The sequence below is a fragment of the Psychromonas hadalis ATCC BAA-638 genome, assembly GCF_000420245.1.
In the GTDB taxonomy this organism is placed as follows: Bacteria; Pseudomonadota; Gammaproteobacteria; order Enterobacterales; family Psychromonadaceae; genus Psychromonas; species Psychromonas hadalis.
Window position 1 is genome coordinate 21423 of sequence record NZ_ATUO01000021.1, and the last position, 13341, is coordinate 34763.

Below are 13341 nucleotides of genomic sequence, written 5' to 3' on the forward strand. Positions count from 1 at the left end.
AGAATTTTAATGCACAGTGATTTATCAAACCGATTACGCGCAGATAAAAAGCGCGTAATTAAAGATAAGTTGGTTAAATACAGTATCACGAGTGGTGGCGCGTTAGTCCTTGTCACTCTGTTACTTATCTTTGGTTACCTACTTTATGTTGTATTACCTATTTTTGCCCCGGTTACCATTGAAGTTGAGAGGCAATTCACACAGGTTAAACAGGAGAAAATTTTAGCATTGGGGCTTGATGAGCAGAACGATATTAGCTATCAAATCAATGACCAAGGCGAGCTTTCTTTTTACTCATTACGCGAACATGACTTAGGAGAGTTATTACTGAGTCAATCTATCCTTAAAAATCACTCTGCTTTTGCTCAATCAGCGCCAAGTAGCAATAGTTATCTATTTGCTAATGAGCAGGGGCAAGTTACGCTCTTTAAAGCTGAATTTACAACTAGTTACCCTAATGATAAACGCCTGATCACCCCTAAAATCAGCTATCCATTAGGTAAATCATTAATAGAACTCGATGCGCAGGGAAAAGCCATCACAGCGATCAGTTTTGAGCTTTCAGACGAGAGCGGTGCAATTGCGGCGGTGACCAGTGATAATCGTGGTTTCTATCTTCTATTAACCGCCACCGAAGATATGATGACCGAAGATATCGTGTGGGAGCAGGAGCTTGTTGAGTTACCTTCACTGCCAAATAATGTTTCACAAATGTTATTAAGTCCTGATCTAAACAACCTCTTTGTCCGTTCACAAGATGATCTATTGGTTTACGATGTTTCTGATATTAATAATATTCGTATTAAGTCCGCATTGCCCATTAATGCACTGAATAGCCATGTTACGACCATGGCACTATTAACGGGTGCAAGTTCGTTGATGGTTGCAAATGAAAATGGCGTGATAAGCCAGTGGTTTGAAGTATTGAAAGATAACAAACGCACGCTCACTTTTATTCGTGATTTTAGTGCACAAGAAAGCGTTGTTTCACTGGTGCCAGAATACTTTCGTAAAAGCTTTTTAACCACCGATGAACAAGGCATGCTTTCACTTTTTCATGCGACAGGTGAAACACAATTATTACATGAGAAAATAAGTGAAAATGAAACACTCTCCGTCGCATTTTCCCCTCGTGCTAATGCATTACTTATTATCGATGGGAAACAGGTTAAACTGTTTAAACTTGATAATGAACATCCTGAGATAACATGGTCTTCATTGTGGCAAGAAGTTTGGTATGAAGGTTATCCTGAGCCGAAATACCTGTGGCAATCAACCTCTGCTAGCGATGATTTTGAAGCGAAGATGAGCCTTGTGCCTATCTCTTTTGGTACCATTAAAGCCGCTTTTTATGCGATGTTATTTGCAGTGCCAATCGCGATTTCAGGGGCTATCTACACCGCTTATTTCATGTCTCCCTCGATCCGCTCTTATGTAAAACCTACCGTTGAAATAATGGAAGCATTGCCGACGGTCATATTAGGTTTCCTTGCTGGACTTTGGCTTGCACCGCTGATTGAGAATCAACTGCCGGGTATTATTTTACTCTTGATAAGCTTACCACTGAGTATTTTAGTCACCGCCATGTTATGGACAACGTTACCTAAAAAAATCAGAGAAAGTATTCCAGAGGGGATTCATCCACTGATTTTATTGCCGGTGTTGTTATTAACGGGTTATCTCTCCATGAGTTTTAGTGACACGTTGGAATTGTGGTTATTTAATGGTGATACACGTATGTATCTGACCAATGAATTAGGGATTAATTTTGATCAACGTAACTCCTTAATTGTTGGTATTGCGATGGGGTTTGCCGTTATTCCTACGATTTATACTATTGCTGAAGATGCAATATTCAGTGTGCCAAGAAGTTTAACCATGGGCTCACTGGCATTGGGTGCGACACCTTGGCAAACCTTAGCAAAAGTGGTTATTTTAACGGCAAGTCCTGGCATATTTTCAGCCGTGATGATGGGCACCGGACGTGCTGTGGGTGAAACGATGATTGTATTGATGGCAACAGGTAATACGCCGATCATGGATTGGAACATCTTTGAAGGGATGCGCTCATTGTCAGCCAATATCGCGGTTGAGATGCCTGAGTCTGAAGTGGGAAGTTCACATTATCGTGTGCTATTTTTAGCCGCCTTCGTACTGTTTATTTTCACTTTTATCTTTAATACTTTGGCTGAACTAGTACGCCAGCGTTTACGTGAAAAATATTCAAGCCTGTAGTTAATAAAATAATATCTAAGGGTCGGCTTCAAAATTATTTGCGCTTTTGTTTTCAAAATAACCAGTCATTTCAGGATTGTTGAAAATAATTTAGCGCAAGTTATTGTGTAACGACTCCTGAGTGCTAATAGGAAAATTTATGAATAAGTGGTTTAAATCGGGTACACCTTGGATCTGGATGACCGGTGGTGCAGTCAGTATCAGTCTGATCATGGTCATTGGTCTGTTTATCTTAATTGGTTGGCGAGGGCTTAGTTTTTTCTGGCCCGCAACGGTCTATGAATTTGACATGGTTGATAAGCAGGGCAATCACATGAATGTGATTGGTGAAATTTATGACACCGAAATAGTGCAAAAACAGCAACTCATTGAGGCGGGTATTACCGGTCTTGAAGATAAAGGTGATACGTTAGAGCGTTATCTGATCAAAATTGGTAATCGTGAGTATGTTGACTTAGATTTTCAGTGGATTTTAGAAACAGTGATCACTGAGAAACACATCCCTGATAATATCGTGGTATTAGAGCGCACCAAAAATGGTAATTTTTATGGGTATATTAAAGCGATTCAAGAAAATGGTGTGGCGTTAACATTGACCCAAACAGAGCTAGAAACAGAGCTCGCTTCACGTCTTTCAATAACGCAGGCACTAAAAGATAAAGAGCATGCACTATTAAAAGGTGATATTGGGCGTATTAACTTTGACCTAGAAAAAATTCGACTTAAAAAACGTAAATTAGATCTAGATGGTCTGTTGACGACTGAAAAAATCACTGATTTTGAAAATCAGAGCCAGTTATTACGTGATGAATACCTATCACTTGAAACACAATTGTTTGATTACCGTAAACAAGCATTGCGTGATAGCGTGGTGATCACTGATATGACGGGACGTGATGTGGTGATGCCTATCGCCACCGTGTTGGATTTTTATCTGCCCAATAAGATGAGTTTTATTGAAAAAGTAGGGCACTGGTTTCATCAAACTGGAAAATTTGTTAGTGACGACCCTCGTGAAGCCAATACCGAAGGGGGCGTATTTCCCGCTATCTTTGGTACGGTCTTTATGGTCATGTTAATGGCAGTGATTGTGACGCCTTTTGGTGTGGTGGCTGCTATCTATCTGCACGAATATGCGCCGAAGAACAACCTCACTAAGTTTATTCGTATTGCCGTTATTAACCTTGCGGGTGTACCTTCGATTGTTTATGGGGTATTTGGTTTAGGTTTCTTTGTGTATATTGTCGGTGGCAGTATTGACCAACTTTTATACCCAGAAGCATTACCTTCACCTACGTTTGGGTCACCGGGTGTTTTATGGTCGGCATTAACACTGGCGATATTAACCCTACCTGTTGTTATTGTATCAACAGAGGAAGGGCTGAGTCGTATTCCAAGTGCACTTCGTGAAGGATCGCTAGCATTGGGTGCAACAAAATCTGAAACGCTGTGGCGCATTATTGTGCCAATGGCAAGCCCTGCCATTATGACCGGACTTATTTTAGCGGTTGCACGTGCAGCAGGTGAAGTGGCGCCTTTGATGCTTGTTGGGGTTGTTAAAATGGCACCGACGTTGCCTGTTGATGGTAACTTTCCTTATCTGCATCTTGAGCGTAAATTTATGCACTTAGGTTTTCATATTTATGATGTTGGTTTTCAAAGCCCGAATGTTGAAGCTGCACGACCATTAGTTTACGCGACCTCATTTTTATTGGTGACCGTGATTATCGGTCTCAACTTAGCGGCTATCGCGATCCGTAATAATTTACGTGAAAAGTACCGCTCACTAGAGCATTAATAAAACTAAGTCACAAAATGTAGAATTTTAAAGTAGGAAAAGAAAATGATCACATTACCAAAATCAACAACAGAAGCAGATGTTTTAACGCATCTTAGCGCAGATAAAACGGCCCTAGAGATAAAAAACTTAAATCTTTATTACGGTGATAAACAAGCACTGTTTGATATTTCAATGAAGATACCTAAGGGGAAAGTGACCGCCTTTATCGGTCCATCGGGTTGTGGTAAATCAACACTCTTGCGTTGCATCAATCGCATGAATGATTTGGTTGATATCTGTCGAGTAGATGGCACCATTGAATTACAAGGCACAAATATTTATGAAAAATCGGTCGATGTGGCATCACTTCGTCGCCGTGTGGGCATGGTATTTCAACGACCGAACCCTTTCCCAAAATCTATCTACGAAAATGTGGTTTATGGTTTACGTTTACAAGGAATAAAAGATAGGCGTGTACTCGATGAAGCAGCAGAAACATCACTGCGCAGTGCTGCCCTTTGGAATGAGGTAAAAGATCGTCTACATGATAACGCCTTTGGACTTTCTGGTGGTCAGCAACAACGTTTAGTGATTGCACGTGCCGTGGCGATTGGCCCTGAGGTTTTATTATTAGATGAGCCGACTTCAGCGCTTGACCCTATCTCTACGTTAACCATTGAAGAGTTGATCACTGAGCTTAAAGAGAAGTTTACTGTGGTTATTGTCACGCACAATATGCAACAAGCCGCCCGTGTGTCTGATCAAACTGCCTTTATGTACATGGGGAAATTAATTGAGTATACAGATACCAATACCTTGTTTACTGCCCCCAAAGAGAAGCAAACAGAAGACTATATAACAGGCCGTTACGGCTAGTTGCGCGTAACTATTCAGGTCGTCGCCATTTACGCCTATTTCATCGTTGAAAAATGCTCATTTAGGCAAGCTAAACTGCGCTTTTTCGCCTTGAACTGATCATAAATGGCTTAGCCCTGAACACTTACAGTCTATTTTGTATAAAAACATCTTCTATTTTAGGAGGTGCAGAATTGTTACCAAAAAGAATGAGTAAAAGGAAAAATATAATGGAAGCATTAAATCTTAATCGCCATATTTCAGGGCAGTTTAATAATGAATTAGAAAGCGTACGTAACCAAGTGATGCAAATGGGGGGCTTGATTGAACAGCAACTGAGTGATGTGCTGGTTGCAATGGCTGATAATAATGTCGAATTAGCACGACAAGTGATCATAAGAGATAAAGAAGTTAACCAGTTTGAGTCTAATGTTGACCAAGAGTGTTCGCGTATTATTGCTAAACGCCAGCCTGCTGCCAGTGATTTACGCCTTATATTAACCATTATGAAGAGTATCACTGAGCTTGAACGTATTGGTGATGGTGTTGCAGGTATTGCCTCAATGGTGATTGAGAATCATGGCAAAGAGGTGCCTTCTTTAATTGGCCTTGAAAATATGGGGCAGATTGTGTTGAAGATGTTACATAACGCACTGGATGCTTTTACGCGTCTTGATCTCAAAGCGGCTATTGCGATTCATAATGAAGATAAAAAAGTAAATCGTCAGTACGAAAGTATCTTACGTGAATTGATGACCTTTATGATGGAAGATCCTCGCTCTATTCCCTTTGTATTAAAAGTACTTGCCTCGGCACACTCTATTGAACGAATAGGGGATCGTTGTCAAAATTTATGTGAGCAAATTGTATATTTAGTCAAAGGAGTGGATGTACGTCATGCAACCGAGGAGGAGATCAACTCGCTGTTAGTGGACTGATGTTAATTATTTGATCTATTTCAGCTGTTTTGATGTTTTTTTAATTTCATTAAAAATTCTAAATTCGCAGTGCGGATAATCGAGGGCTAATTAGCGGCAAATGCAGGCTAGCTCTCGTTTCAAGCGACTATTACACCAGAAAATAAGTTACTTTTTTAATCAACTGTTGTTATAATTCTCGGAATAGGCAAGAGAACTTAAATTTCAGGGACTGAAAAAATGAAATATATACTATTAATTTTATCGATATCGGTATCGGCATTCTCACCAATTGCTAACAGTAATACCACACTACAACGGTTTTTAGCTGGATCGATGACAATGGTGTAATGCATTTTACCAACAAAAGACCCAAAGAAAGCGTTGTTGCTGCTGAGTTCTTAACAACGATTGATATCGAAGTCGTCAACGTGCCAGACGCGCCACGTATGAATACTCAACCTGATCAACTTCCTGCTGTTGCCCAAAATGTACGTTCAATTGCAGAGAAAGATTGGACCTATAAAGAGCTTTCTCCAACCTGTCGCTGGATTGCAAAACGTATCTCATTACTTGAAAATATGATTGAACAAAATTTAGATGTCTATGATGAAATTTTCCGTCAAGAGTTAAGCAAACGTCAGAAAGATTGGAATTCACAAAGTTGTTTCGCGGGTATTAGTTAACCACTAAAAACAAAATTAATTTTAAAAAGCGAAGCTGAACATCCGCTTCGCTTTTTGCGTTTTAGAGGATATAAAAACTTCATTTTTCTTCGTGCTTTCGTGGTGAATTGTGTTTTAGATTACTATTTACTGATTTTGCACTTTCAATGATAACGGGTATACTCTCGCTTTATTTTTGCGTTTGCGGATCCTACACAATGAAAGTCTCTGATTTCTCTTTTAAATTACCTGAATCATTAATTGCTCGTTACCCAAAAACTGAGCGCAGTGGTAGCCGTTTACTCTCTTTAAATGGACTTTCTGGTGAGATAAATCATCTGCAGTTTCCTGATGTTATTAATCTAATCAATAAAGATGATCTGGTGATCTTTAATGATACACGGGTTATTCCTGCACGCATGTTTGGCGAAAAAGAGACCGGCGGTAAAATTGAGGTGTTAGTTGAACGTGTGTTAGACGAAAAGAGCTTTCTCGCTCATGTACGTAGTTCTAAATCCCCCAAACCGGGTTGTAAATTACGTTTAGAAAATAGCGTCGATGCGGTAATGGTACAACGTAAAGGGCCTCTGTTTGAAATACACCTCGAAGGTCAACAATCGGTGTTAGAGGTTCTAGATAGTATCGGCCATATGCCACTGCCTCCTTATATTGATAGGCCCGATGAAGAGGCAGATAAGGAGCGTTACCAAACTGTTTATAATAAAAATCCGGGCGCGGTTGCAGCGCCCACAGCAGGGTTACATTTTGATCAAATGATTTTAGACAAGTTAACCCATAAAGGGGTCGATTTTGCCTTTGTCACATTGCATGTGGGTGCGGGGACTTTTCAACCGGTAAAAGTAGATAATATACTCGATCATCATATGCACAGTGAACTCGCAGACGTTTCCCAAGAAGTCATTGATAAAATCATCGCAACCAAAGCAAAAGGGGGGCGTATCATTGCGGTTGGCACAACATCCGTTCGCTCGATTGAAAGTGCCGCCCATGCGACGCTCGCGAAAGGCAAGGCACTGACTCCCTATTTAGCGGAGACTGATATCTTTATCTATCCCGGTTACAAATTTCAATTGATAGATGCAATGATAACCAACTTTCATCTTTCTGAATCAACACTGTTGATGTTAGTCAGTGCTTTTTCAGGCAAAGAGAACATCGACAACGCTTATCACGTTGCAATACAAGAAAAATACCGTTTCTTTAGTTACGGTGACGCGATGTTTTTAACCAACCGCAACACAACCAATCAATAATGATTTTTGTAACTACTCAGTACCCCATGAAATTGAGGTGCTTTTATATAAAATAGATTGTAAATGCTCAGGGCTAAGCCATTTATGTCTAATTCAAGGCGAAAAAGCGCAGTTTAGGAATCGTTACAAAATAACTTGCGATAAATTGTTTCCAAAAAGCCTTAAATAACTGGCTATTTTAAAAACAAAATCGTAAGTAATTTTGAAGCCGATCTTTAGTGGTTTAAATGAGCATTTTTCAACGAAGAAATAGGCTTAAATGGCAACGGCCTGAGTAGTTACTAATTTTTAACAACAATGACACAAGTCGGACTGTCTTTCTGACTGAGGATAAAAAATGAAAATGAAATTTGATCTATTAACAACCGATGGTCGCGCTCGTCGTGGTCGTTTAACCTTTGAACGTGGCACAGTTGAAACGCCAGCCTTTATGCCCGTAGGTACTTACGGTACGGTGAAAGGGATGACACCTGAAGAGGTTCATGAAACGGGTGCTGAAATTCTATTGGGCAATACTTTCCACTTGTGGCTTCGCCCAGGTCAAAAAGTGATAAAACAGCATGGTGACTTGCACGATTTTATGAACTGGAATGGCCCAATTTTAACTGACTCAGGTGGTTTTCAAGTATTTAGCTTAGGTAAAATGCGTACCATTAAAGAGGAAGGTGTTTATTTTCGCAGTCCTATTAATGGGGATGAGGTGTTTTTATCACCTGAAATTTCAATGGAGATCCAATATGATTTAGGATCTGATATTGTCATGATATTTGATGAGTGTACGGCTTACCCTGCCACCGAAGAGGAAGCCGATATCTCTATGAAGCTTTCACTGCGTTGGGCGGAGCGTAGTCGCCAACGTTTTGATGAGCAACAAAACTCCAATGCATTGTTTGGTATTATCCAAGGTGGCTGTTATGAAAACCTTCGTGATGTGTCATTAGCGGGTCTTGAAAAAATTGGTTTTGATGGTTATGCCATTGGTGGTTTGGCCGTGGGTGAGCCAAAAGAGGATATGCACCGAATATTAGATCACGTGACCACTAAAATTCCAGCGGATAAACCACGTTATTTAATGGGCGTGGGAAAACCACAAGATTTAGTTGAAGGTGTTCGCCGTGGTGTTGATATGTTTGATTGTGTGATGCCAACGCGTAATGCACGTAATGGGCACCTGTTTACCACTGATGGTGTAGTAAAAATTCGCAACGCGAAACATCGTGAAGATACAAGTCCTTTAGATGCAGAATGTGACTGTTACACTTGTAAAAATTATTCACGAGCTTATCTATATCACCTTGACAAATGTGGAGAAATCTTGGGTGCACGACTAAACACGATTCATAACCTACGTTACTATCAACGTTTGATGAAAGGTTTGCGTGATGCCATTGAGCAGGGTACATTAGAACAATTCGTTGATACTTTCTATAAACGCATTGGCGTTGAGAAACCAGTCGTTAACGAAACATAATAATAAATAAAAATATTTTAATCTTAATAAGGGATATGTAAATGAGTCTTTTCATTTCACAAGCACATGCAGTAACTGAATTAGCACCAGAGCAAGGTGGTTTTTCTTTCATTTTTATGATGGTTATTTTCGCAGGTATTTTCTACTTCATGATTTATCGCCCACAAGCGCGTCGTACTAAAGAGCATAAAGGCTTAATGGAAAGCATGAGCAAAGGTGACGAAGTGTTAACATCGGGTGGTCTAATTGGTCGCATCGTTAAAATCAGCGAAGAGAATGATTACCTGCAAATCGAACTAAACGAAAACAATGTGATTTCACTGAAAAAGGATTTTATCAGTGCTGTGTTACCAAAAGGTACACTGAAATCTATCTAGAAAATGAAGCGAAATCGACAACGGTTTCGCTTTTTTGTTTATGTCAATTAACGATCTAATTGGCAATACATGCATAAAGGATTGTATTGTGTTAAATAAATACCCTATGTGGAAGTATCTACTGCTTAGCTTTGTTGTGCTAATCAGTCTACTTTACGCAGCACCAAACCTATATGGTGAAGATCCCGCTATTCAAATCTCCGCTACCCGTGGCGCAAACGTTAAACTTGTTACCCTTGAAAAAGTGGAAGCATTATTAATCCAAGCCAACATTACTCCTAAGAGCACCGTACTTGAAAATGGTCAGATATTAATTCGTCTTACCTCAAGTGAAGACCAACTTATTGCTCGTGAAATCATTGATGAGCAATTAGGTGATGGTTTTGTTAATGCACTTAATTTTGCACCTGCAACCCCAGCATGGCTGGCCGCAATTGGCGGTACACCGCTTAAACTCGGTTTAGACTTACGTGGTGGTGTGCACTTCTTAATGGAAGTGGACATGGATGAAGCGGTTGCTAAAGCACAAGAGCAGATGGTACAAGATTTCCGCTCTGAACTGCGTGAACAGAAGATCCGTTTTCGTGGTATCCGTAAAGCAAACACTGAAACAGGTGTTATTTTACGCTTTAAAGATGAAGTAATACTTGATGAAGCGATTGCCCACTTAAAACCAATTAATCCTGGTTTACAGTTTGTTGATAGTGAAACAAATAATGAATTTGTGTTAACTATTTCTATGACAGATGAAAAAATAAAAGCGATCAAAGAAGATGCACTGCAACAAAACCTAAGCATTTTGCGTAATCGTGTTAATGAACTAGGTGTCGCAGAGCCACTGGTTCAACGCCAAGGCTCAGACCGTATTGTGGTAGAGCTACCGGGTGTACAAGATACTGCCCGTGCTAAAGAAATTTTAGGTGCAACGGCGACGTTAGAGTTTCACCCTGTTGATTCTGTCACTGATATCAATGATGCACTTGCTGGTCGTTTACCCTCTTCAAGTATTATCTACCGAGAGCGTAACGGTCGTCCTGTTGTTGTCAAAAAGAAAATTATCTTAACAGGTAATCATATCGTTGATGCGCAATCGAGTATGGATGAGTTTGGTCGCCCACAGGTTAGTATTTCACTTGACGCAAAAGGTGGCAGTAAAATGTCGCGTTTTACCAAAAATAACATTGGTAAACCGATGGCAACTCTGTTTATTGAATACCTGCCAACGGGTAAAAAGAAAGCGAACGGTAAAGCTGAGATTGCAAAACGTGAAGAGATTGCTAACGTAGCAACGATTCAAGCACAACTCGGTCGAAGTTTTCGTATTACCGGTCTTGATAACGCAGCTGAAGCACATAATTTAGCACTGTTATTACGTGCAGGTGCATTGATTGCTCCGATTCAAATTATAGAAGAGCGTACTATCGGGCCAAGCCTTGGTAAACAAAACATCGATAACGGTATTAAAGCGATGACTTACGGCATGTTAGCCGTAGTGTTATTTATGTTCATCTATTATCGTAAATTTGGTGCGGTCGCTAACATAGCATTGTTGTTAAATATCGTGATGATCATTGGTTTCATGTCAATGATTCCAGGTGCAACGTTAACCTTACCCGGTATTGCCGGTATCGTATTAACGGTGGGCATGGCAGTGGATGCCAATGTATTGATATTTGAGCGTATTCGAGAAGAACTACGCGCAGGAAAATCAATACAACGTGCCATTAATGAAGGTTATGCAAATGCATTTTCAACCATTGCGGATGCTAATATCACCACGTTAATTACCGCTATTATTCTCTTTGCAGTGGGTACTGGTCCAATTAAAGGTTTTGCAGTCACACTAATGATAGGCATTGCAACGTCAATGTTCACCTCTATCTTTGGTACACGTGCTATTGTGAATGCCCTATGGGGTGGCCGTAATGATATTAAGAAACTGTCAATTTAAAGGCAATTTAAGGATAAATTATGTTGGAACTATTTAAAGCGAAAAATACCATTCGCTTTATGAAATATTCAAAGCCTGCAACATGGCTTTCAGCGCTATTGATTATCGCCTCTATTGCAAGCTTAAGCATCAATTGGATAAATTGGGGTCTTGATTTTACTGGCGGTACATTAATTGAAGTGGGATTTGAACAACCTGCGGTGTTACCTGATGTGCGTGAAACACTTGCCGAAGCTAGTTTCTCTGGTGCGATTGTGCAACATTTTGGCAGTAGCCGTGAGGTGATGATTCGTATTGCACCACAAGATGGTGTGAAAGGGGTTGTCATTGGTACACAAATTTTAGAAGCACTGCAAGCTGCTGACTACGGCAAGGTAGATATGCGCCGTATTGAGTTTGTTGGTCCTAATGTCGGTGAAGAGCTTGCAGAAGATGGTGGTCTAGCCATTATTATCGCGCTAATTTGTATCATGATTTATGTGAGTGCCCGATTTGAGTGGCGTTTAGCAACGGGCTCTGTACTTGCATTAGCACACGATATCATTCTAACGCTGGGAGTGTTTTCATTCTTCCAAATTGAGTTTGATCTCACTGTTTTAGCCGCGTTAATGGCGGTTGTGGGTTATTCACTCAATGACACTATCGTTGTCTTTGACCGTATTCGGGAAAACTTCCGTTTAATGGCAACAGCAACACCTGATGAAGTGGTTGATAAATCGTTAACACAAACGTTAACACGTACCATGATCACCTCAGGCACGACCATTTTTGTACTCGCGTCACTGTTTATTGTTGGTGGTGCTTTGATACATGGTTTTGCAACCGCACTGTTAATTGGTGTTGTGGTCGGTACCTATTCTTCAATTTATGTGGCAAGTTCATTGGCGGTTAAATTAGGCATTAATCGCGATCACATGATTCCAGAAGTGGTTGAAAAAGAGGGCGCAGATCAAGATGCGCTGATGTAAGAAAATTAAAGTTTCTTACTCTTAAATGCCACCTAGTTAAGCTAAGTGGCATTTTTTTGTAACTACTCAGGTCGTTGCCATTTAAAAACACCCAAATTTAAAGGGGTGCTGAGTAGTCACTTTTATCCTATCATTTGCTTTTATGGGTAAACGTATCATATTTAAGTATTAGCGCGAGCCGTTTTAGGGAGTAAAATATGACATTTGAAGAGAAGCTAAATATAGCGCATGCGGAGCTACAAGCCGTAGGTATTTGGAAGTCTAATTATAATCCCCCACTATTTGATTTGGCGCGCCGATTAGGTTACAAAACTGCGCCACCACACTATCGTCCATTCCTGAGTAACTTTCTACGTCAAACGTTATTATTTTTTATTGTTTGGGGTGGTTTGATGTGGTTATTCAGCTGGCAGGGCAGTGTGATTAGTGGTCATATGATGTTTATGATCAGCTCATCAGTAAGCCTGCTGTTTGGTTTTATGATGGCTGTTTATTATAAGTTCAGCGCTAAGCACCATCACCTATCTAATTGGCATGATTTTAAATAATCAGACTCACTAAACAATACCTTCGCCAATTTTGATTTAAGTTTAAAATGGAGTTTCACACCTGTACAAATCAAACACTTACAAGTAAAAAGTTCGCCAAAATGGGTTAGTTTCCATTTTGGCGAAGGTATTGACTAAAGCCTGATTATTTTATTTCAGAGAGCATTAGTCCTGACGTGCGGTCACTTCTAATAAGTGGTAACCGAATTGTGTTTTTACAGGGCCTTGTACTTCACTGAACGTTGATGCTAGTCCTTACGTGCAGTCACTTCTAATAGGTGGTAGTTTTTACAGGACCTT

General features: G+C 40.1%; 12 protein-coding genes. 11 read left to right on the forward strand and 1 reads right to left on the reverse strand.

Annotation, left to right across the window (positions count from 1 at the left end):
* The first annotated feature begins 9 nt into the window (after positions 1-9).
* The 4 genes from G322_RS0104470 (at position 10) to phoU (ending at position 5808) form a co-directional block, all read left to right on the forward strand.
* The gene (locus G322_RS0104470; protein WP_022940608.1) at positions 10-2235 is read left to right on the forward strand and encodes an ABC transporter permease subunit; all 2226 of its coding nucleotides are present in this window, start codon (positions 10-12) and stop codon (positions 2233-2235) included.
* A gap of 139 nt (positions 2236-2374) precedes the next feature.
* The gene (pstA, locus tag G322_RS0104475; RefSeq protein ID WP_022940609.1) at positions 2375-4033 is read left to right on the forward strand and encodes a phosphate ABC transporter permease PstA; all 1659 of its coding nucleotides are present in this window, start codon (positions 2375-2377) and stop codon (positions 4031-4033) included.
* Positions 4034-4078: 45 nt separating this feature from the next.
* The gene (gene pstB / locus G322_RS0104480) at positions 4079-4891 is read left to right on the forward strand and encodes a phosphate ABC transporter ATP-binding protein PstB (protein WP_022940610.1); all 813 of its coding nucleotides are present in this window, start codon (positions 4079-4081) and stop codon (positions 4889-4891) included.
* A gap of 209 nt (positions 4892-5100) precedes the next feature.
* Complete coding sequence (gene phoU, locus G322_RS0104485; protein WP_022940611.1) at positions 5101-5808, forward strand: phosphate signaling complex protein PhoU; 708 nt, start codon at positions 5101-5103, stop codon at positions 5806-5808.
* Between the two features lie 197 nt (positions 5809-6005).
* Here the strand turns inward: phoU and G322_RS23235 are convergent, their stop codons facing one another.
* Entirely contained in the window at positions 6006-6143 is a 138-nt protein-coding gene (locus G322_RS23235; RefSeq protein WP_022940612.1) for a hypothetical protein, read from the reverse strand.
* Here G322_RS23235 and G322_RS0104495 point away from each other — a divergent pair.
* From G322_RS0104495 to G322_RS0104525, 7 genes are all read left to right on the forward strand, one after another.
* On the forward strand, positions 6138-6473 hold the full coding sequence (locus G322_RS0104495) for a hypothetical protein (RefSeq protein WP_022940613.1): 336 nt from the start codon (positions 6138-6140) through the stop codon (positions 6471-6473). The genes G322_RS23235 and G322_RS0104495 overlap by 6 nt on opposite strands.
* Before the next feature lie 197 nt (positions 6474-6670).
* A complete protein-coding gene (gene queA, locus G322_RS0104500) occupies positions 6671-7726 on the forward strand; it encodes a tRNA preQ1(34) S-adenosylmethionine ribosyltransferase-isomerase QueA (protein WP_022940614.1) in 1056 nt (351 codons plus the stop codon).
* Between the two features lie 343 nt (positions 7727-8069).
* A complete protein-coding gene (tgt, locus tag G322_RS0104505) occupies positions 8070-9197 on the forward strand; it encodes a tRNA guanosine(34) transglycosylase Tgt (protein WP_028866411.1) in 1128 nt (375 codons plus the stop codon).
* 41 nt (positions 9198-9238) lie between these two features.
* The gene (gene yajC / locus G322_RS0104510) at positions 9239-9574 is read left to right on the forward strand and encodes a preprotein translocase subunit YajC (protein ID WP_022940616.1); all 336 of its coding nucleotides are present in this window, start codon (positions 9239-9241) and stop codon (positions 9572-9574) included.
* An 88-nt stretch (positions 9575-9662) separates the two neighbouring features.
* Positions 9663-11525, forward strand: a complete 1863-nt coding sequence (gene secD, locus G322_RS0104515) for a protein translocase subunit SecD (protein WP_022940617.1) — start codon at positions 9663-9665, stop codon at positions 11523-11525.
* A 20-nt stretch (positions 11526-11545) separates the two neighbouring features.
* Positions 11546-12493 (forward strand): protein translocase subunit SecF, encoded by a 948-nt coding sequence (secF, locus tag G322_RS0104520; protein ID WP_022940618.1) that lies wholly within the window; start codon positions 11546-11548, stop codon positions 12491-12493.
* Positions 12494-12690: 197 nt separating this feature from the next.
* A complete protein-coding gene (locus tag G322_RS0104525; RefSeq protein ID WP_022940619.1) occupies positions 12691-13041 on the forward strand; it encodes a DUF6404 family protein in 351 nt (116 codons plus the stop codon).
* Positions 13042-13341 lie beyond the last annotated feature (300 nt).